Source organism: Mycobacterium pseudoshottsii JCM 15466 (genome assembly GCF_003584745.1).
GTDB lineage: Bacteria > Actinomycetota > Actinomycetes > Mycobacteriales > Mycobacteriaceae > Mycobacterium > Mycobacterium marinum.
In genome coordinates, this window is the sequence record NZ_AP018410.1 from 3467821 (window position 1) to 3490056 (window position 22236).

General features: G+C 64.8%; 10 protein-coding genes and 2 pseudogenes. 8 read left to right on the forward strand and 4 right to left on the reverse strand.

Annotation, left to right across the window (positions count from 1 at the left end; translation table 11 throughout):
* Window positions 1–85 precede the first annotated feature (85 nt).
* Together lppK and MPSD_RS15760 are read left to right on the forward strand one after the other, a co-directional pair.
* Window positions 86–745: a lipoprotein LppK gene (lppK, locus tag MPSD_RS15755; RefSeq protein ID WP_036426519.1), complete on the forward strand. Its 660-nt coding sequence runs from the start codon at window positions 86–88 to the stop codon at window positions 743–745.
* 8 nt (window positions 746–753) lie between these two features.
* A complete protein-coding gene (locus MPSD_RS15760; RefSeq protein WP_012394777.1) occupies window positions 754–1056 on the forward strand; it encodes a DUF503 domain-containing protein in 303 nt (100 codons plus the stop codon).
* Window positions 1057–1068: 12 nt separating this feature from the next.
* Here the strand turns inward: MPSD_RS15760 and trmI are convergent, their stop codons facing one another.
* On the reverse strand, window positions 1069–1911 hold the full coding sequence (gene trmI, locus MPSD_RS15765; RefSeq protein ID WP_041300280.1) for a tRNA (adenine(58)-N(1))-methyltransferase TrmI: 843 nt from the start codon (window positions 1909–1911) through the stop codon (window positions 1069–1071).
* A 73-nt stretch (window positions 1912–1984) separates the two neighbouring features.
* Here trmI and MPSD_RS15770 point away from each other — a divergent pair, with 73 nt between their 5' ends.
* Both MPSD_RS15770 and MPSD_RS15775 read left to right on the forward strand, forming a co-directional pair.
* Window positions 1985–2866, forward strand: a complete 882-nt coding sequence (locus MPSD_RS15770) for a RecB family exonuclease (RefSeq protein ID WP_119571732.1) — start codon at window positions 1985–1987, stop codon at window positions 2864–2866.
* On the forward strand, window positions 2863–3642 hold the full coding sequence (locus MPSD_RS15775; RefSeq protein ID WP_015355661.1) for a thioesterase family protein: 780 nt from the start codon (window positions 2863–2865) through the stop codon (window positions 3640–3642). Before MPSD_RS15770 ends, MPSD_RS15775 begins: the two co-directional genes overlap by 4 nt.
* Window positions 3643–3662: 20 nt before the next feature.
* On the opposite strand, the gene MPSD_RS15780 is transcribed toward MPSD_RS15775, so the two are convergent.
* The 3 genes and pseudogenes from MPSD_RS15780 to MPSD_RS28430 all read right to left on the reverse strand — a co-directional run.
* Window positions 3663–4373: a thioesterase domain-containing protein gene (locus MPSD_RS15780; protein WP_167470899.1), complete on the reverse strand. Its 711-nt coding sequence runs from the start codon at window positions 4371–4373 to the stop codon at window positions 3663–3665.
* A gap of 65 nt (window positions 4374–4438) precedes the next feature.
* Window positions 4439–5641, reverse strand: coding sequence for an ISAs1-like element IS2404/ISMul1 family transposase (locus tag MPSD_RS15785; RefSeq protein ID WP_420811930.1), 1203 nt, complete (start codon window positions 5639–5641; stop codon window positions 4439–4441).
* A gap of 180 nt (window positions 5642–5821) precedes the next feature.
* A pseudogene (locus tag MPSD_RS28430) lies at window positions 5822–17325 on the reverse strand (amino acid adenylation domain-containing protein); the annotation flags it as partial.
* A 159-nt stretch (window positions 17326–17484) separates the two neighbouring features.
* Here MPSD_RS28430 and MPSD_RS15815 point away from each other — a divergent pair.
* The 4 genes and pseudogenes from MPSD_RS15815 to MPSD_RS15830 all read left to right on the forward strand — a co-directional run bounded on the left by MPSD_RS15815 (window position 17485) and on the right by MPSD_RS15830 (window position 22205).
* Window positions 17485–18687 (forward strand): annotated as a pseudogene (locus MPSD_RS15815) (ISAs1 family transposase).
* A gap of 132 nt (window positions 18688–18819) precedes the next feature.
* Window positions 18820–20055 carry a cysteine--1-D-myo-inosityl 2-amino-2-deoxy-alpha-D-glucopyranoside ligase gene (gene mshC / locus MPSD_RS15820; protein WP_086085800.1) on the forward strand — a complete coding sequence of 412 codons (1236 nt, stop codon included), beginning with the start codon at window positions 18820–18822 and terminating at the stop codon, window positions 20053–20055.
* Window positions 20056–20078: 23 nt separating this feature from the next.
* Window positions 20079–20960 carry an SDR family oxidoreductase gene (locus MPSD_RS15825; protein WP_020787176.1) on the forward strand — a complete coding sequence of 294 codons (882 nt, stop codon included), beginning with the start codon at window positions 20079–20081 and terminating at the stop codon, window positions 20958–20960.
* Between the two features lie 39 nt (window positions 20961–20999).
* On the forward strand, window positions 21000–22205 hold the full coding sequence (locus tag MPSD_RS15830; protein ID WP_020787175.1) for an FAD-dependent monooxygenase: 1206 nt from the start codon (window positions 21000–21002) through the stop codon (window positions 22203–22205).
* The last annotated feature ends 31 nt before the right edge of the window (window positions 22206–22236 follow it).

The following is a 22236-nucleotide window of genomic DNA, read 5'->3' on the forward strand; positions in this document are numbered from 1 at the left end:
CCCGAGGGTGTGATTTGCACTCCATCTTCGCGAGTGTCGTCTTCGCGAACTTCCCTGAAACGCCGATAGCCGACCCCGCCGCTGGATGCACCGAAACCGCCGCTTGGCCATCACCGCCATCACCGCCATCACCGCCGTGGCGACGTTGGGGGTCGCGGGGTGTTCACCGTCACCGGACAACGCCGAGAGCTCGACGTCGGCCGTCGCACCCGCGCCACCGGCCGCACCCAGTGCCCTGCCGGTCCCACCGTCCGCTCCCCTGCCACCCCCCGAAGCCCTAGTCGATGCGCTGTCCCGGCTCGCCGATCCGAACATTCCGGGAGACAAGAAACTGGACCTGGTTGAGGGGTCAACCCCTGACACCGCTGCGGCCCTGGACCGGTTCACCACCGCCGCCCGAGATGGCGGGTACCTGCCGATGAACTTCGCTGCCAACGACCTCGCGTGGTCGGCGACCAATCCGTCCGATGTGGTGGCCACCGTCGTCGTCACCACCGCCCAACCGGAGAATCGCGAGTTCACGTTCCCGATGGAGTTCACGCCGATCCACGGCGGCTGGCAGCTATCCCAGCGAACCTCGGAGATGCTGTTGGCTCTCGGCAATTCCCGGGGATCCCAGACGGCTACGCCAGAGCCCAGTCCTGGCCCTGCCCCCAACCCGGAACCTGCCCCGGTCGAGCCGGCCCCCGAAGAAAGCCCACCAGCGACTGGGTCTGTCGCCCCGTCTTCGGGTCCTCCCGGCTGAGTCTGCGGATGTGGATCGGCTGGCTGGAGTTCGATGTGTTGCTGGGCGACGTGCGATCACTCAAACAAAAGCGGTCGGTGGTTCGCCCGGTTGTCGCCGAGCTCAGGCGCAAGTTCGCCGTGTCGGCCGCCGAGACCGGATCACTCGAGCTGCACCGACGGGCCGGAATTGGGGTGGCCGTGGTTTCCAGCGAGCGCAGCCATGCCGTTGATGTCCTCGACGCGGCCGAACGCCTGGTAGCCGCGCACCCCGAGTTCGAACTGTTGTCGGCGCACCGCGTCCTGCACCGCAGCGAGGACTGGCTCGGTTAGGCCTGTTCCCGGCTAGCCATCGCGCCCCTCGCGTTTGCGCCCCAGTGGCGCGGGGGCTACCGCACCCGGCGCCAGCCGGCGTGCGGCGACCAGAAACGCGGTGTGTCCGCGCATGGAATGCTGCGGCCGTACGGCCAGCCCGACAACGTTCCAGCCCCGCTGCAGGGTCTCCCACGATCTCGGCTCTGTCCAGCACTGCTGGGTCCGCACGGCCTCGACAACCTTGGACAGCTGGGTCACCGTGGCCACGTAGATCATCAACACGCCACCGGCGACCACCAGCCTGGAGACCGAGTCGAGCACCTCCCACGGCGCCAACATGTCCAGCACTACCCGGTCGATCGAGCCGTCGGGCAGCTCCGAGTCGGCGATATCGCTGATGATCAATTGCCAGTTTTCGGGCGCCTCGCCGTAGAAGTTGGTCACGTTGCGACGAGCATGCTCGGCATGATCGGCGCGCTGCTCATAGGAGATCACCTGCCCCTGCGGCCCGACCGCTCGCAGTAGTGACAGGGTGAGTGCCCCGGATCCGGCGCCCGCCTCGAGCACCCGGGCACCGGGAAAGATGTCGCCCTCATGCACGATCTGCGCGGCGTCCTTGGGGTAGATCACCTGGGGCCCGCGGGGCATCGACATCACATAGTCGACCAACAACGGGCGCAGCACCAGAAACAGCGCGCCATTGCTGGACTTGACCACGCTGCCTTGCTCCAGGCCGATGATCACGTCGTGCGCGATGCGGCCGCGATGGGTGTGGAACTCCGCGCCCGGAGTGAGGGTGATGGTGTAGTGACGCCCCTTGGCGTCGGTGAGCTGAACACGTTCGCCGACGTGAAACGGACCGGTCGCTGACACGTCGTCTAGGGTGCCAGCTGACGCGCCGTAGCCGGTGTCCGGGGTTGTCGGTGCCCAGTCATAGGCTGCGAATATGACGGACCAGCCGGGCTCCGTGGCGGGCGTGTATATCCGACCGGCGCTGTCGCCGTCACGGGCCGCCGATTTCAAACAGTGCCCACTGCTGTACCGGTTTCGGGCGATCGATCGATTGCCCGAGAAACCGTCAACGGCGCAGCTGCGAGGCTCTGTGGTACATGCCGCCCTCGAGCAGCTCTACGCTCTACCCGCGGTGCAACGCGGACCGGACACCGCCCGGTCACTGGTGGAATCCGCCTGGGAGCAGGTGATCGCCGGTGAGCTAGACCTGGCCGGAGAGCTGGCAGCCGACCAGCAAGCCCAATTGCTCGAGGATGCCCGTGCACTGTTGTCGGGCTACTACCGGCTGGAAGATCCGAGGCGATTCGACCCGCAGAGCTGCGAGCAGCGCGTCGAGGTGGAGCTGGCAGACGGCACGCTGTTGCGCGGCTATATCGACCGGATCGACGTCGCCGCTACCGGTGAGTTACGGGTGGTCGACTACAAGACGGGCAAGGCCCCGCCCGCCGCCCGGGCGCTGGCGGAGTTCAAAGCCATGTTCCAGATGAAGTTCTACGGAGTAGCGCTGTTTCGGTCGCGGGGCGTGTTGCCCTCCCGATTGCGGCTGATCTATCTGGCTGACGGGCAGGTGCTGGACTATTCGCCGGATCGTGACGAGCTGCTTCGCTTTGAGAAGACCCTGATGGCCATCTGGCGTGCCATCCAATCGGCGGGACAGTCGGGCGACTTCCGCCCCAATGCATCGCGGCTATGCAATTGGTGCCCGCACCAGCAGCACTGTCCGGCTTATGGCGGGACACCACCGCCGTATCCCGGGTGGCCGGATCGGCCGCCCGCCGAAGCGGTTTCGTGCTCCGCAATCGAGCCGACGGCATGAACGGTTGCTACTACCGCCGCCTGCCCGGGGCCGACGGCGATTACCAGATGTTCGACTCGACCGACTTCACCCGCAGCAATTGGGATCCCGACATTCAGCACGGATCTCCCCCGTTGGCGCTGCTGACCAAACTGATCGAAGAACTGTCGGCAGGATCGGGTTTGCGGATCGGCCGGCTCAGCCTGGACATCCTCGGGGCCATTCCGGTGGCTCCGGTCCGGGCCCGGGCTTGGGTGCAGCGCCCGGGGTCGCGGGTCGCCATGATGGTTGCGGAGATGGTGGCCGATCGCGTGCTGGCCCGGGTGACCGCGTGGCTACTGGCGGTCAGCGACACCACCGACGTCGCATCCGATCGGTATCCCCCGCTGGTGGAGGGACCGGCGCAACCCCGTCCAGCCGCTTTTGCCGGGGTCGGTGGCTACTTCGACGCACTCAGCTGGCGCCCGCAGGACACTGAAGGACAACCCGCCGCGGTGTCCTGGTTCAGGCCGACGGCTCACATCGTCGACACCGATCCGGCGTCACCGCTGCAACAGCTGGCCGCCGTGGTCGACTGCGCCAACGGCGTCGGCGCGATCCTGGATCCCAACCGGTTTCTCTTCATGAACACCGATACGGTCGTTCATCTGCACCGACTTCCGACCGGCACCGATTTCGCGTTGCGCGCTCGCGCCTCCGTCGGGCCAGATGGCCTGGGAGTGACGACGGCTGAGATTTTCGATACGACCGGATTTGTGGGGACGTCGGCGCAGACGCTGCTGGTGCGGCGCCGGTAGTCCGGCGGCGCAACGTCGGCTCAAGCTTCTAATAGTTTCTTGAGTTGTTCGCCGTACATGCTGAGCGATTCGGCGGTCAGCATCTCATGGTGTGTGCAGTCGACGGAGTACGTTGTAATGTCGCCGGCAATATACTTTCGCCAATTTTGCAGTTGGGACGAATCACTCATTTGTCCACTTCGCCCAGCGAGAAATATGGTCATATCTCCGTCGAACACGTCGGCCTTGTGTTCCAGAAGATACGACTGGACCGCCTTGGCATTTCGGGCTGCGAAGTCAAAGATTCCAATGGGTAGAGCGGTAAAGTCCACCACTTCTCGCAGTTGGTTAATCAGCTGCTCCGCTTGCTCTCGAATAGCCGCGTGGTTAGGCCGCGAGCCGCCGTCCACGATCTGATCTTCTTCAACCCCAAGGCTTCTCAATGTGCTGCCGGGCAGTTGTGGCGGATCCAACAGGATCAACCGTTGCACCACACATCCGCGTCGGTGAAGTTCGATGGCAAGCTCGTGAGCCACGACGCCACCAAAAGACCAGCCGAGGAGGTTATAGGGTCCGGCCGGGTAGGCCGCTTGAAGCCTGTCCGCGTAGTTTGCCGCCATGCTGCGAATCGATTCGGGTTCAGCTTCGCCATTTTCCGCGATTTGGTTGATGCCGATTATCGGGCAGTCCAAATAATTTCCCAGAGCCCGATATGACCAGCTGAGCCCGAGGCCATCATGTATACAGCACAACGGAACACCCGCGTCCTCCTTCAGGATCTCGACAGGGACTACTTCCAGGGCTCCGGCGTTGTTGATTAGCAGGCTTGTGAGCTGGGGGATTGTGGATTGAGGAGGTCTAGGCGGCGGTTGGCGGTCAAAGCGGTGATCCGGCAGGCTTCGGCGATGTTGTCGGCGCCGTTGAGGCGGTGCAGATTGATCGCGGTGTTGCGTAGCGTTGCTAGGACCTGTGCGCCGTTTCCGGTATGTGCCCTTTGACGGTCTTCGTCGAAGGTGACGTCGCGTATCCAGTGCAGGCTGTTCTCGATTCCCCAGTGTTGACGCATCCAGGTCATGATCGCGGTAGGGCGGGCGTGCTCGAACGGCAGGCTGCAAATGGCATAGACCACCTCCACGCTGCGCTGGTCGGTGGCGGTGATCAAGCGTTCACGAGTGATCCGGATGATTTGTTTTGCGTAGGGGAAGCCGATTCCTCGTGCAGCGGCGATGATTTGCAGGGTGCGGGTCTCGACACGGCCGTGGCCGCGGGAGTCGTCGGTAGCGGCTGCGGGCACCTCGGCCCAGGGCAGCGCGGTGATACGCGCAAATATTTTGGCTTGGTTGGACTTGACGATCATCAGGTAGTGCGACTTCAAGGTGGCGCAGATCAACTTCGCGGTGACGACCTGGGTATGCATCGCATCCACGGTGACCAGCCACCGCAAGCTACCCGGCAGCAGCGTGAGCAGGGCACGTACGCAGGGAATTTCATTGCTTTTCTCGGCGACAGCGAGTTGACCGAGCACCAATCGGGCACGGTGGGCGAACACCGACACGAGATGCGTGGCTGTCGCTTTGGCGCGTAAAGCACCACGCAGCATCTTGCCGTCCAACGCGATCGGCACCAATCCACTGGGGTCGCGGCTGGCCACGTGTGCAGTGAAGTAACTGCCCATCCTGGCGTTGAGGTCGGCGGGGTCTAGCCGAGACAAAACAGCGCGGAAGGTCTTCTCACTGGGCCGCCGGAACCGGACCCCTAATTGGGCCAACACATCATCGGGAGCGGTGGCCGCCCATGTGGCAAAACCAGCATAGCCGCGCATCCCCGCGGCAGTGGCCAGAACCGCGATCGCCAACAAAGCCATCAGCGAATACCTCCGACCGCGTGGGCCCCTCGGGTCTGGCACCGAGGCCAACACATCGAGAAACTCCGATCCGATGAGCTCGCTGCGCTCACCAGGACTCCAGCGGTCGAACACCTCTGGAACCGACGACACACGCAATACTGAAACGGTAGGCACGGGCAACTCCAGACCAACGACGAACAGTAACCAACTCGATCGTTCTCCAGATAGCCCGTGCCTACACTCCGGCCCCAATAGCGCGGCACCAAAGATCATCAACCCAGCTCACAAGCCTGCTAATCAACAACGCCGGAGCCCTGGGACTACTTCCATTCCGTTGTCACTTGTGTGCAGTCGCTGACTCAAGATTCTCACTGAGGGCGCGTCGCGCAAGGTGCGCGCCGGAAGTTCAAGACCGAGGGCTTTGTTGACCTTGGCGATCACCCGCAGCGCAGAGAGTGAGTCTCCACCCAGTTCAGAAAACGAGTCCTCAACCCCCACCCGCTCCAACCCCAACACCTCGGCATAAATACCCGCCAAAATCTCCTGCACCGGACCCACCGGAGCCCGATAACGATCACCATCGCCATACTCCGGCGCCGGCAAAGCCCGCCTATCCAACTTCCCATTAACCGTCAACGGCAACCCCGCCACCACCACCACCGCGGCCGGCACCATATACCCCGGCAACCGCTGCCCCAACACCCCACGCACCACCACCGGATCCACCGCCCCCGTCACATACCCCACCAACCGCCGATCACCACCACGATCCTCACGAACAACCACCACCGCCTGACCCACCCCATCAACAGCACCCAACGCCGCCTGAACCTCACCCAACTCAATCCGATACCCACGAACCTTCACCTGATCATCAACACGCCCCCGATACTGCAACTGCCCATCCCGACCCCAACACACCAAATCCCCCGTCCGATACATCCGCTCACCAACACCCCCAAACGGACACGCCACAAACCGCGACCCCGTCAACGACCCCCGCCCCCAATACCCCACACCCACCCCAACACCAGCCACATACAACTCCCCCACCACACCCACCGGCACCGGCCGCAACCACCCATCCAGCACAAAAAAGCCCAGATGCCCCAACGGCACCCCAATCGGACTCACCGCACTCTCAACGTCAGCGCCAACAATCTCACGCACCGAGGCATGCACCGTCGTCTCAGTCGTGCCATACAAATTGATCAACCGCGCCAACCCCGAACGCCGCGCCAACCACACCCCCGCACACTGAGGCTCAAACGCCTCCCCCGCCAAAAGCACCGCCTCAACCCGCAACTCACGCCCCAAACCAGACCGGACCGTAACAGCACCCTGCAACGCATAAAACGCCGACGGCGTCTGACTCAACACACTGACCCGCTCAGCCACCAACAACGCGAGGAAATCCTCAGGCGAACCCACCACCTGCTCGGGCACCACCACCAACCGCCCACCACTTAACAACGCCCCCCAAATCTCACACACCGAAACATCAAAGGCATACGAATGCCACTGCGACCACACCCCCGCCACCGGCACACTCGAGGCCAACGACTCCACCAACGCGACCACATTGCGATGACTAACCGCCACACCCTTAGGAATGCCGGTGGTCCCGGAGGTATAGATCAGATACGCGATGTCATCAGCAGCCGGTGCCACCAAACCCGTACCCGCACAAGCCTCAACACCCGCATCAGCAACATCGACCACCACACAACCGCACCCATCCAACCCCGCACCCCACCCACCGGTAGTCACCACCGCCACCGGCCCAGCATCAGCAACCATGAACTGCACCCGCGCCGCCGGCAACCCCGGATCAATCGGCACATACGCCGCCCCCGTCTTTAACACCGCCAAAATCGCGGTCACCGCCTGAGCACAACGACCAAACACCAACGCCACCCGCTGCCCCGGACCCGCACCCAAACCCACCAAAAAACGCGCCAACCGATTCGAGGCCTCATCAAGCTCGCCATAAGTCAGGCTCTGACCCTCAAAACTGAGCGCCACCGCATCCCGACCACGGACAACCTGAGCATCAAACAACGCCGGAATCGACACCCCCACCGGCACCGACGCACCCAACACCGACCGATTACCCCACCCATCCAACCGAACACGCTCCACCGAATCCAACACATCCAACGACGAAACCCGCACCCCCACATCACCAGTCATCGCCACCAACACCCGACCCAACCGCTGCACGAGGTCGGCGACCCCAAGGCCCGTCTCGGGAGTGAGCACGCTGAGCGCGTCGCCCGTGGCCGCGATCATCAGCGTCAGCTGGTCCCTCGCAAATTCGGCGGTCACGGTCACCGGGAAATGCGTCGGACTGTGCGCAGCCACCCGGCGGAAGGTCGCCGCCCCGACGGGAACATCCTTGCCGACGGCCAAGCCACCGGTCGGGAAGTTTTCGAATACCAGCAACGTGTCGAACATCTCACCGACACCAGCCGCCTGACGCAGCCACGCATGACTGAAGTAGGCATATTCACGCACCAGTGCGGTATCTCGCCGCACCGCCGCGCACACGTCGGCGATGACTGCTTGCGGATCGAGTCGGACGCGCAACGGCACGGTGTTGATAAACAGACCGACCATTGACTGCACGCCGGCCAGCTCAGAAGGCCGCCCCGACACCGCAATCCCGAAAACCACATCGTCACGACCGGTCAGCGCCCCTAACACCAACGCCCACGCCACCTGCACCAGCGAATTCACGGTGACGCCACGACTGCGAGCACCATCAACCAGCCGAGCCGTCACTTCCGCACCCAGACATAACTCAATACGCTGGGGCTCCTCGGCCACCTGCCCACCCTGGCCACCGGCCAGCGCCCGCGACAACATGGTGGGCGCCGACAGCCCAGCCAGGTAGTCACGCCAAAACTGTTCACCCGACTGCGAATCCCAGCCGTCCAGCCAGCCGAGGTAGTCGCGAAATGGCCGCGGCGGCGCCGCAAGCACATCGATGGCCCCACCCGCCCGATACAAAGCGAAGAGCTCGTTGACAAACACCGCCAGCGACCAACCATCGATCACAATGTGATGGGCGGTGATGACGAATCGCCAACGCTCGTTTGGCAACTCGACAAGCAGAAACCGCATCGTCAGGCCACGTTCGAGATCGAATCCCGACCGTTGCTCATCGGCCTCCAGCGAGGCCACCTCTTCGGGCATCGCGACCACCTGCCGCCACGACAGATCCACGTCACTGGGCACAACCTGCACCGGATGCGGCAAGTCACCGTATATGAATCGGGCTCGCAGATTCGGATGGCGATACAACATCGCTGTAGCGCAGTTGCGAAGCAATACGGTGTCCAGCTGCCCGAGCACATCAAAGGTTGTCGCGATCGTGTACGGGTCATCGACCGGGGACTCGCTGAACATGGCCAGCGCGAACAGCCCCTGCTGCAGCGGAGTCAGCGCCATCACGTCCTCGACGCCGACCAGCCCACCGGCTGCCTGGTCTCTATCGCGCTGATCACCGGTTCTCGCCAGAATGTCGGATAGCTCGGCTAATTCGGCTGCCGACAAACCCGACATACCCATCGGCGGGCAAGACAGGCCCGCGTCTCGAAGATCAGCGATCGGAATGGTTTCTAGAGTATTTCGCAGTTCGTCGTCGGGATCAGCAGGTGACGGCCTCGATCCGCCATCTGTTGGGACACCATTGTTTTCGCCCAGTCGCTGGCTCAGATACCCCGCTAGTAGCTGGGGAGTGGGATAGTCGACGATCAAGGTGGGTGGCAACGCCAGCCCAGAGATGATCTTGAGTCTGTTGCGCAACTCCAGATCCGTCAGTGAGTCCAGTCCCAGGTCCCGGAACGTGTGCTCGGGGTCGACGTCGTCCCCGTTGGGGCGACCCAACACCGCGGCCGCCTGCTCACAGACCATCTCGATGAACGCAACTCTGTGGCGCTCCGGGGCCAGGTCGTTGAGGCGTTGGGCCAAAATCGATTTGGCGGCCATGGTGTCGTTGTCGACGCGGCGCCGCACTGGACGGCGAATCAGATCGTTGAACAGCGGCGGCAGCTGGGAACTGATGGTGGGGTTGGCCAACGCGGCCTCGTCGAGTCGGGAGGTCACCACGGTGGGGTGATCAAGAACTAGTGCGGCATCGAAGAGTTCGATGGCCTGCTCCGCCGAGATCGCCCGCATCCCGATACGGGTCATCCGGTCCACATCGCGACCACGCAAATGCGCGGTCATCGTGCTGGATTGTTCCCACAACCCCCATGCCAGCGAGATGCCGGCCAGCCCGGTAGCGTGCCGATGCGCTGCCAGCGCATCGAGGAATGCGTTGCCAGCGGCATAGTTGGCCTGTCCTGGGGCCCCCAGGGTCGCCGCGATCGACGAGCACAACACAAAAGCCGACAGCCCCAAATCACGGGTGGCCTCGTGCAGATTCCAAGCGCCATCCACCTTGGCCCGCAACACCGCATCCACCCGCTGCGGCGTCAGCGAAGTGATCAACGCGTCGTCGAGTGTCCCTGCGGCGTGTATCACCGCGCTCAGCGGCGGACACTGCTCGGGTAGCTGATTCATCAGCCGTGACACCGCGGCTGGATCTGCGACATCACAAGCGACCACCCGCACCGTGGCCCCCGCCGCGGTCAGTTCGTCGACCAACTTGCTGGCCCCCGCGGCCGCATCACCGCGCCGGCTCACCAACACCAGATGCCTCACCCCATGGCTGCTGACCAGATGGCGAGCCAAAGCCGCTGCGACCATCCCAGTCCCCCCGGTGATCAAAACCGTGCCCGCCGCCAGCGCATCGGGCAACAAGGTGGGCATGGTCAATATCACCTTGCCGATATGACGCGCCTGGCTGACAAACCGGTACGCGGCCGGAGTGCAGCGCACATCCCAGGTCTTGATCGGCAGCGGATGCAACGCCCGAGCCTGAAACAACTCCAGCAGCGCACCCAACATCGCCTGGATACGCGCGGGGCCAGACTCCAGCAAGTCAAACGCGCGATAGGTCACACGGGGATGGTTCTGGGCAATCGTGTGTGGGTCCCGGATATCAGTTTTGCCCATCTCGATAAAGCGTCCGCCACGGGCCAGCAACCGCAACGAGGCATCGATGAACTCCCCGGCCAGCGAGTTGAGCACCACGTCGACCCCGCGGCCGTCGGTGACCGCCAAGAACTTGTCTGCGAAGTCCACCGTGCGCGAATCACCGATGTGGTCATCGTCAAACCCCATGCGCCGCAGGATGTCCCACTTACCGCGGCTGGCCGTGACAAACACTTCCAGTCCCCAATGCCGGGCCAGCTGCACCGCGGCCATGCCCACCCCGCCGGTCGCGGCATGCACCAATACCGACTCCCCAGACCGCACACCCGCCAGATCCGACAACCCGTACCAAGCCGTCAAGAACGCCACCGGCACTCCTGCGGCTTGCGCCAACGACCACCCGCTCGGCAACTTGACCAGTAGGCGCTGATCGACGACGGCCTCAGGCCCGGCCACCCCTACCAGTCCCATCACCTGGTCACCAACACTCAACCTGCGCACGTGGTGGCCGACCTCGACCACCACGCCCGCGCCCTCCCCGCCCAGCGGCGGGGCCTGCCCGGGGTACATCCCCAACACCACGAGTACATCCCGGAAATTGACCCCCGCCGCGGCCACCGCCACCCGCACCTGCCCCGGCCCGAGCGGCGCCTGCGCCTGTGGGTTCGGCTCCATCACCACGCCGGCGAGTGTGCCTTCGCCGCCTGCGGCCAGCCGCCACTGCTGGTGGGTGGGGAGGACGAGGGTTTCCTCCACCGCGGCAAGACGCGCCGCGTGCACCCGTCCGGCACGCACCATGAGTTGGGGTTCTTTGGTGGCCAGCAACCCCGCCAGGTCGACCACGGCAGTATCGGTGTCGATCAGGACGATCCGGCCGGGGTGTTCGGTTTGTGCTGAACGGACCAAACCCCAGACGGCCGCTCCGGCCAGATCGGTGATGTCGTGTTCCGCCGATCCCACGGCGCCATGAGTCGCGATCACCAGCGTCGCCGACCGATCCCGGGCCAGCCAGCGCTGTAACACCTCGAGCGCGGCGTGGGTGGCGCGATAAGCCTGATCGAGCACCCTTCCGCCGGCCGGCTCGCAACGCCACAGCACCACATCGGCTTGACCGGCGGCGTGATCATCATCGGCCGCCACATAGTCCGCCCACTCCAACACCACCGGTCGATGACCACCGCTCGTGGACTCCACCGTGATCGGTGACCACGCCAGCTCCAACAACCCTTGATCGGTCTCGCGCGCTGCCGCGCTCAACGCGGCACGTAGTTCCGCGGTGCCGACCGGGCGCACTGCCAACGAGCCTGCCGATAGCACCGGGCCTCCCGCGCTATCGGCAAGCTCTATCGAGACCGTCCCAGAGGCGCTGGGAGTGATCCGCACCCGCAACCGCTCGGCACCACCCGCATACAAAGACACGCGCTGCCAGGAATACGGCAACACCGCTTCAGCGTTGCCGGCGCGCGACCCGCCGAAATCCAAGGCGCCATACAACCCCGCGTGCAGCGCCGCATCCAACAAAGCCGGATGAATCCCGAACCGGCCCGCTTGAGCGCTGACTTGCTCGGGAAGGGCGACTTCCGCGAACAGCTCCTGGTCGCGCCGCCACAACGCGGTGCACCCGCGAAACGCCTGACCATACTCAAAGCCACGCGCCGCGAGCTGCTCATATGCATCGGAGATTTCCACCCTCACGGCACCGACCGGAGGCCACTCCGACACCTCCGCCGGCGGCTGCACGACGTCAACGTCCAGCACACCCTGGGCATTGAGCAGCCACCCGGAATCGGGGCGATCGGCATGCGAATACACCGTCACCGAGCGGCTCCCGTCACCACCGTCGGGGGCGACCACCACCTGCACCTGTACCGGTACGTCGCGGCTCAACACCAACGGAGCAACCATCGTCAACTCCCGCACCAACGTGCAGCCCACCACGTCACCGGCACGGATCACCAACTCCAAAAACCCTGTGCCTGGGAACAACATCACCCCCAGCACCGCATGGTCGGCCAGCCAAGGTTGAGCGCTCAGCGATAGGCGTCCGGTGAGAATCACCTCCCCCGAATCGGGATGCTCGACTGCGGCGCACAACAAACCGTGCCCAGCCTCACCCAACCCCAAGCCCGCAGGATCGACCGATCCTGTTGGGGCCGGCGGCAACCAGAACCGCTGCCGCTGGAACGCATAGGTTGGCAGTTCCACCAACCGCGCACCCCAGCCGGCGTACACCGCCCGCCAGTCCATCCCCACCCCAGCAACATGGGCCTGGCCGGCAGACATCCAAAACCGCCCCAACCCGCCATCCAGTTCCACGGTACCCATCAACCCGCCGGTGACCGTCGAGAAGAACGACGTCGAACTCGGCCGCGGCTCGATGCCTGCCAATGCCTCCATCAAAGGCCCAGCGATCGCATCGACCTGAGCCGAATGCGACGCATAGTCGACCTCGATGCGGCGAGCCCGAACACCCTGGGTCTCAGCGAGGTCCATCAGCTCCAACACCGCATCGACCCGACCCGAGATCACCACCGCAGAAACTCCATTGATGGCGGCAAGGTCGAGCCGATCACCGAAGCCGGCCAGCAACTGCTCTGCCCGCGCCACCCCACAGGCCAGCGACGCCATCGCCCCGGCACCGGCCAAATCCACCAACAGCCGGCTACGCAGTGCCACCACCGCCGCGCCATCTCGCAGCGACAACGCCCCGGCCACACATGCCGCCGCGATCTCCCCCTGCGAATGACCGATCACCGCATCCGGTGTCACCCCCACCGAACGCCACAACTCGGCCAGTGACACCATGATCGCCCACGACAGCGGCTGCACCACATCGACTCGATCCAGCCCCGGCGCCCCCGCTACCCCGGCTACCCCGGCTACCCCGGCTACCCCGGCTACCCCGGCTACCCCGGCTACCCCGGCTACCCCGGCTACCCCGGCTACCACATCCAATAGCGACCACGAGACAAACTCCGCTAGCGCCTCATCGCAGCGGCGCATCCGCTCGGCGAACACCGGTGATTCGTCAAGTAACTGGCGGCCCATCCCGGTCCACTGGGCGCCTTGGCCGGGGAACACCAGCACCGTTTTGCCCACCGCGGCGGCCTGACCCACCACCACACCAGCACCCGGCTCACCGCGCGCCAGCCCGGTCAACCCAGCCAGCAACGCCTCCCGATCCCGACCAACGACCACCGCGCGATGCTCAAAGACGCAACGCTACGCCAGCGACAACCCCACATCAACGGGATCGAGGCCATCATCACCACCGACACGACCCAACAACCGACTCGCCTGAGCCACCAACGCCTGCCTCGACTGAGCCGACAACACCCACGGCACCACAGACGCCCGCACCACCGACTCGACCGAGCCCACACCCTGCCCGCAAACCCCTGACACACCGCCACTTTCGGCCACCTCAGGCAACGCCTGCTCAACAATGACATGCGCATTAGTGCCACTAATCCCAAACGAAGACACCCCAGCCCGACGCGGACGCCCCGGCACACCCGGCCACGACCTCGCCCGACTCAACACCTCAACCGCCCCCGCCGACCAACCCACCTGCCCCGAGGGCTCATCAACATGCAACGTCTCAGGCAGCAACCCATGACGCATCGCCTGCACCATCTTGATCACCCCGGCCACCCCCGCCGCCGCCTGAGCATGACCCATATTCGACTTGATCGAACCCACCCACAACGGCCGACCCGGCTCACGATCTTGCCCATAAACCGCCAACAACGCCTGAGCCTCAATCGGATCCCCCAACCTGGTACCCGTCCCATGAGCCTCAACCACATCCACATCCGCAGGCCCCAACCCCGCACCTGCCAACGCCGCCCGAATCACCCGCTGCTGCGCCGGCCCATTCGGAGCCGTCAACCCATGAGAAGCCCCATCCTGATTCACCGCAGACCCACGCACCACCCCCAACACCACACGACCCTGCCGACGCGCATCCGAGAGCCGCTGCAAGACAAGCACTCCCGCACCCTCACCCCACCCCACCCCACCCCATCCGCAGCCTCCGCAAACGCCTTACACCGCCCATCCGGAGCCAACCCCCGCTGCCGAGAAAACCCCACAAACACCGACGGCGTCGCCATCACCGTCACCCCACCAGCCAACGCCAGATCACACTCCCCCAACCGCAACGACTGCACAGCCTGATGCACCGCCACCAACGACGAAGAACACGCGGTATCCACCGACACCGCCGGCCCCTCCAACCCCAACACATACGCCACCCGCCCCGAAGCCACACTGGTGGCGGTGCCAGTCATGGCATATCCATCCGCGCTGTCTGAACCGCCATCCCCATAGGGCTGAGCCCAGGTGCCCACGAATACCCCGGTAGCGCTTCCCCGCAGCGCCTTTGGGTCAATCCCGGCGTCTTCCAATGCCTCCCACGACACCTCTAGCAAGACCCGCTGTTGGGGATCCATCGCCAGCGCCTCGCGCGGGGCGATCCCGAAGAACCCGGCATCAAAGCCGGCCGCATCCTCCAAGAACCCGCCCACCTGGCAATACGTCCTACCCAGTGCATCCGGATCCGGATCAAACAACCTCCCCGCATCCCAGCCCCGATCACCCGGAAAATCCGAAATCACATCCCGGGCCGACACCACCATGTCCCACAAGGAGTCCGCCGAATCCACCCCACCCGGAAACCGGCACCCGATACCGACGATGGCCACCGGGTCTGCCGGAAGCGCCACTGCGCCAGCGTCACTCGCCGCATGATGCCCCAACCGTTCTCGCACTCCACGCTGGTGACGTGTCTTTTCACCGAGGCTCAGGATCTGGACCAGATCTCCAACCGTGGGATGGTTGAAGATGTCTACGGGTTGCACGTCTTGGCCCAGCACCTGAGTTAGCCGCGACGCCAACTCGGTGACTCCGATCGAGTTGAGGCCCTGATCCCCCAGCGATCGATCGATATCCACACTGGCCGCGCCGATACCCAAGACCTCGGCCGCCTGCCCGCACACCACCGATAGCAGCTGCTCGGTCGTGGGCGCAGCGCCAACGGGTTCATCGTCTGTGCGGCGGTCCACCAGCAGCGCTTGGGCTTGCAGGGTGCCGTCGAGAAAGCGGGCGCGGCACCGCGAGCGCTGCACTTTGCCGCTGGTCGTCTTGCTCACGCTCCCCGGCGGCCCCAGCACTACCACCCCACAGCACAGCTGGTGGTCTTTCAACACCGCCGCCCGGATCGCTGCCACTACCCCTGCGAGCAGGTCGGGCGACCCGTCGGTGCGCACCTCGACCAGCACCGCCAGCGTCTCGCTGTTGCCGTCCGCTACGGCGAAAGCCGCGAACCCGCCCGGCCTGATCGCGGGGTGGCAATCTCGCAGGCTGTCCTCAATGTCTTGCGGATAGATGTTGCGCCCCGCCAGGATCAGCAGATCCTTGATTCGCCCACACACATACAGCTCACCGTCGTGCAGAACGCCCAAATCCCCCGTTCGCAGGTAGCCGCGGCCACCCTCGACCCCGGCTAACGCAGCCTGAAACGTGGCACGGCTTTTCGCTGACAATCCCCAGTAGCCGGCGGCTTTGCTCGGCGAGTCCGCCCAGATCTCCCCCACCTGTCCGTCGCCGAGTGGAACACATAGCTCGGGGTCCACGATGCGCACATCCACGTCATCGGTTGGCTGCCCGCAGCCCATCAGGACCTGGGCATCGGGAGCGTCGCTAGGAACCGCTAGCTGCCGCGTTTCCAGCTGGCAGCGATCCACCCGCAGGCTCGAGCGCCCGGACACGGTGATGCCGACGGTGTGTTCCGCAAGCCCGTAGCACGGACAGAAGGCTTCCCGGCGGATCCATGAGGCGGCAAAGGCTTCAAAGAAGCGGCGGGTAGTGTCCTCGCGCACCGGTTCCGCGGCACTCACTATCACCTGCAACGGGCTCAGATCCCAGCCAGCGCGCTGCTCGGCAGTGGTCTTGCGCATCGCCAACTCGAATCCGAAGTTGGGCGCGACAGTGACGGTGGCGCGAACTCGGTCCATGACCTCAAACCACAAGGCAGGGCGCTGGATAAAGCTCATCGGCGACATCATGGTGAGGTCGAAATTGCCGGCCAACGCGCTCAGAATGCCGCTGATGAGGCCGAAGTCGTGGTACGGCGGCACCCAGAAGACAGCCCGATGGCCCGGGCCGAGTCCGATGAAGCGGCGGTTGAACTCGGCCTGATGCACCACGTTGCCATGGGTGATGACCACACCCTTGGGGTCCGATGTTGAACCCGAGGTGTACTGCAGTAGGGCAGGCGTCTGCGGGCTGGGGGCCCACTCTGAGATCGCCTCACTCACGGCCCGCGGGGCGCTCTTTCCGCGCCCACTGGCCCCCCGCGATGTCACGTGCCAGGGAAGGGCATTCGGCCAGTCCTCATCGAAGGCGGTCCCCACCGGAGCGGCCACGTCTAGCTGCCGAGCGTCGGCATAGTGGTGGCTGGTCAGGACCGCTGTTGCGCCGCAGTCGAGTGCCACCCGCCGGAAGGCTTCGCCGGACTTTTGTGGGTTGATCGGGTCCGGGGGGAACACCGGCACCGCGATTACCCCGGCCGCCATGCACCCCAGCAATCCACACACGAAGTCCAGACCGGGCGGATACACCAAGACCGCCCGATCTCCGGGCGCCAAGCCGCAATCCTGCCGCACGAACTGGGCAACCTTATTCATTTCGGTCACCACACCGGCGCGACTCATCGATTCGGTGACCAGGCCTCGATCATTCACAAAAGAGAGGGCAGCGGCGTCTGGGATTTGCGTTCCCAGTTCCCGAACCCGGTCCAATATCAATGACATGATCGCCCCCTACAGTCAGGGCTCCGGCGTTGTTGATTAGCAGGCTTGTGAGCTGGGTTGATGATCTTTGGTGCCGCGCTATTGGGGCCGGAGTGTAGGCACGGGCTATCTGGAGAACGATCGAGTTGGTTACTGTTCGTCGTTGGTCTGGAGTTGCCCGTGCCTACCGTTTCAGTATTGCCTGTGTCGTCGGTTCCAGAGGTGTTCGACCGCTGGAGTCCTGGTGAGCGCAGCGAGCTCATCGGATCGGAGTTTCTCGATGTGTTGGCCTCGATGCCAGACCCGAGGGGCCCACGCGGTCGGAGGTATTCGCTGATGGCTTTGTTGGCGATCGCGGTTCTGGCCACTGCCGCGGGGATGCGCGGCTATGCTGGTTTTGCCACATGGGCGGCCACCGCTCCCGATGATGTGTTGGCCCAATTAGGGGTCCGGTTCCGGCGGCCCAGTGAGAAGACCTTCCGCGCTGTTTTGTCTCGGCTAGACCCCGCCGACCTCAACGCCAGGATAGGCAGTTACTTCACTGCACACGTGGCCAGCCGCGACCCCAGTGGATTGGTGCCGATCGCGTTGGACGGCAAGATGCTGCGTGGTGCTTTACGCGCCAAAGCGACAGCCACGCATCTCGTGTCGGTGTTCGCCCACCGTGCCCGATTGGTGCTCGGTCAACTCGCTGTCGCCGAGAAAAGCAATGAAATTCCCTGCGTACGCGCCCTGCTCACGCTGCTGCCGGGTAGCTTGCGGTGGCTGGTCACCGTGGATGCGATGCATACCCAGGTCGTCACCGCGAAGTTGATCTGCGCCACCTTGAAGTCGCACTACCTGATGATCGTCAAGCCCAACCAAGCCAAAATACTTGCGCGTATCACCGCGCTGCCCTGGGCCGAGGTGCCCACAGCCGCTACCGACGACTCCCGCGGCCACGGCCGTGTCGAGACCCGCACCCCGCAAATCATCACCGCTGCACGAGGAATCGGCTTCCCCTACGCAAAACAAATCATCCGGATCACTCGTGAACGCTTGATCACCGCCACCGACCAGCGCAGCGTGGAGGTGGTCTATGCCATCTGCAGCCTGCCGTTCGAGCACGCCCGCCCTACCGCGATCATGACCTGGATGCGTCAACACTGAGGAATCGAGAACAGCCTGCACTGGATACGCGACGTCACCTTCGACGAAGACCGTCAAAGGGCACATACCGGAAACGGCGCACAGGCCCTAGCAACGCTACGCAACACCGCGATCAATCTGCACCGCCTCAACGGCGCCGACAACATCGCCGAAGCCTGCCGGATCACCGCTTTGACCGCCAACCGCCGCCTAGACCTCCTCAATCCACAATTCCCCAGCTCACAAGCCTGCTAATCAACAACGCCGGAGCCCTGGGCCCGCACCGCGGGCCGCGGGTGGGTTTGGGTCGCCCGCGTGAGCCCGATGGCCGGGCTCCTCCTCGGCCCGCACCGCGGGCCGCATCGTCGCCCAGCCTAGAGTCGAGGCATGCAATCTTGGTCGTCTGCACCGGTTCCCATCGTGCCGGGGCGTGGGCCGGAACTCCGGCTCTACGACACCGCTGACCGGCAAGTGCGTCCGGTGGCGCCGGGAAACACGGCCACCATGTACGTCTGCGGGATCACGCCCTATGACGCGACGCATCTGGGCCACGCCGCGACTTATCTGGCGTTCGACTTGATCCATCGTCTGTGGCTGGATCTCGGCCATGAGGTGCGCTACGTGCAGAACGTCACCGACGTCGACGATCCGTTGTTCGAGCGAGCCGACCGTGACGGCGTCGACTGGCGTGACCTGGCCGCCCAGGAGGTAGCGCTCTTCCGCGAGGACATGGCGGCGCTGCGGGTCCTCTCGCCCCACGACTACGTCGGGGCTACCGAGGCGGTTGCCGAAATCATCGAGCTCGTTGAGAAACTGCTCGCTTCCGGCGCCGCCTATGTCCTGGACGGCGAACATCCCGACGTCTACTACCGCTCCGATGCCACACTGCAATTCGGCTACGAGTCCGGCTACGACCGCGACACCATGCTCGGCCTGTTCGAGCAGCGTGGCGGTGATCCGGGCAGACCAGGCAAGAACGATGCGCTCGACGCTCTGCTCTGGCGCGCGGCGAGACCCGGGGAGCCCAGTTGGCCGTCACCGTTCGGCCCCGGCCGGCCGGGCTGGCACATCGAATGCGCGGCCATTGCGCTCAGCCGCGTGGGCAGCGGTCTGGACGTTCAGGGCGGCGGCAGCGACCTGATCTTCCCGCACCACGAATTCACCGCCGCGCACGCCGAATGCGTCACGGGTGAGCGGCGATTCGCGCGGCACTACGTACACGCCGGCATGATTGGCTGGGACGGACACAAGATGTCCAAGAGCCGCGGCAACCTGGTGCTGGTATCGGGGTTGCGCGCCGAGGGAGTCAACCCGGCGGCGGTCCGGCTGGGGCTGCTGGCCGGGCACTACCGGGCCGACCGGTACTGGTCCCAGCAGGTGCTCGATGAGGCGGTCGGTCGATTGCAGCGCTGGCGCGCCGCGACGACATTGCCGGCCGGTCCAGACGCGGCGGCGGTTGTGGCCCGGGTGCGCCAGTATCTGGCCGACGATCTGAACACGCCCAAAGCGATTGCGGCACTCGATGGTTGGGCGACCGATGCGCTCGACTACGGAGGCCATGACGAGGTAGCGCCAAGGTTGGTGGCCAGCACCATCGATGCGTTGCTGGGGGTAGACCTGTAGCCCACGGTGGTACGTTTTCGGCCATGACATCGGTGCAGGACAAAGTCGTCTTCATCACGGGCGGTGCTCGCGGCATTGGGGCAGAGGTCGCCCGTCGCCTCCACAACATGGGCGCCAAACTGGTGCTGACGGATCTGAGCGAGGCCGAGCTGGCGACGATTGCGGCCGAACTCGGTGGAGACGACCGAGTGCTCACCGTGGTTGCCGACGTACGCGATCTGCCCGCCATGGGGGCGGCCGCCGATCAGGCCGTCGAGAAATTCGGCGGCATCGACATCGTGATGGCCAACGCCGGCATCGCCAGCTACGGTTCGGTGCTGCAGGTGGATCCGGAGGCGTTCAAGCGGGTGCTCGACGTCAACGTTATGGGTGTCTTTCACACCGTGCGTGCCACCTTGCCGGCGGTCATCGAACGCCGCGGCTACGTGCTGATCGTCTCTTCGCTGGCCGCCTACGCGGCATCTCCCGGGCTGGCGCCTTACAACGCGTCGAAGGCCGCGGTCGAGATCTTCGCCAACGCGCTTCGACTGGAAGTCGCAGACCGTGGCGTCAGCGTCGGGTCGGCGCACATGTCGTGGATCGACACCGCTTTGGTTCGTGACACCAAGGGCGACCTGCCCGCGTTTGCTGAGCTGCTGTCCAGGCTGCCCTGGCCATTGAACAAGACCACCTCGGTGAACAAGTGCGCGGCCGCCTTCATCAAGGGCATCGAAGGTCGCAAGACCCGTATCTACTGCCCGGATTGGGTGGGACTGTTCCGCTGGCTCAAGCCAGCGCTCTCCACGCCGCTGGGTGAACTGCCCGTCCGTAAGGCCACAGCCGAGCTACTGCCCAAGATGGACGCTGAGGTGGCGGCGCTCGGGCGCTCCACCAGTGCCTACAACCAGGGCTTGGAAAAGCCGTAGCCGCGGGCTGCGCAGAAGGAAGTCGGTGACGCCCTGAGGGTGGCTGTTTGCGGCGCCGGCATCGCGGGGCTGGCACTGGCGGAGCGGATGTCGGCGCTGGGTGCCGAGGTCGTGCTCGTGGAGCGCTCACCCGGTCCGCCGAATCAGGGCGCCATGATCGACCTGTTCGGAGCTGGATACGAGGCGGCCGATGCGATTGGCATCCTGGACGCGATTCGAGACGTCTCCTATCCCATCGGTGACACCGGCCTGGTCGATGAGCTGGGCCGACGTCGGGCCGGTCTGCCCTACGGGCGCATCGCCAAGGCACTCGAAGACAGGCTGTGCCGGATAACCCGAACCGATCTGCACAAGGTCCTCCTGGACAACCTTCCGACCAATGTCGACCTGCGGTTCGGTACCTCGGTGTCGGAGGTGACGCACGGCGACGATCGCGCGGTGGTGACCCTGGACGACGGTGCGCGCCTCGATGTCGATCTACTGGTCGGCGCCGACGGGATCCACTCCACGGTGCGGGCACTGGCGTTCGGCGCCGAAGCGCAATATCTGCGCTACCTGGGCTTTCATTTCGCGGCCTTCGTCTTCGACGCCTCTGACATGGACGACAAGGCCGGCGATCACGTCGTCATCACCGACACCGTCGACCGGCAACTGGGTCTCTACGCCCTGCGCAATGGCCAGACGGCGGTCTTTGCGGCCTATCGCGCTGCCGATCCCGAACCGCCTCCCGACGCCCGTGCGGCGCTACGGGACCGATTTGCGGGCATGGGCTGGCTGGTGCCCGAGGTGCTCGAGAGATGTCCGCCATCGGGGGACATCTACTTCGGGCAGGTTGCACAGGTCGAGATGCCGCGCTGGAGCACCAACCGTGTGGTCCTGGTCGGCGACGCGTGCTCGGCGGTCTCGCCGCTGACCGGGCCGGGTGCCTCGCTGGCGCTGGCCGGCGCATACGTGCTGTCCGAGCAGCTGCGCAGAACGTCATCGGTGGAGCGCGCGCTGGACTTCTACGAGCGGCTTTGGCGTCCGACGGTCGAGGAGAAGCAGGAAAGCGCGCGCGCGGTCTCCGGCTGGATGCTGTCGCCGTCGTCCTCACAGCTCTCGATTCGCCGCGCCGGGCTGCGCTTCACCTGGCGCCCGCTGATCAACCGATTCGTTGAGACAACTTTGGCCGGTGAGCCCACCGCCGTCATAGCCATGCTGCGCCAAGGGATGTCAGACTCCGACAGCCCGATTGCGTCCAACTAGGTTTGCCGCAGCGGCGCTGCCTGGGACAGAC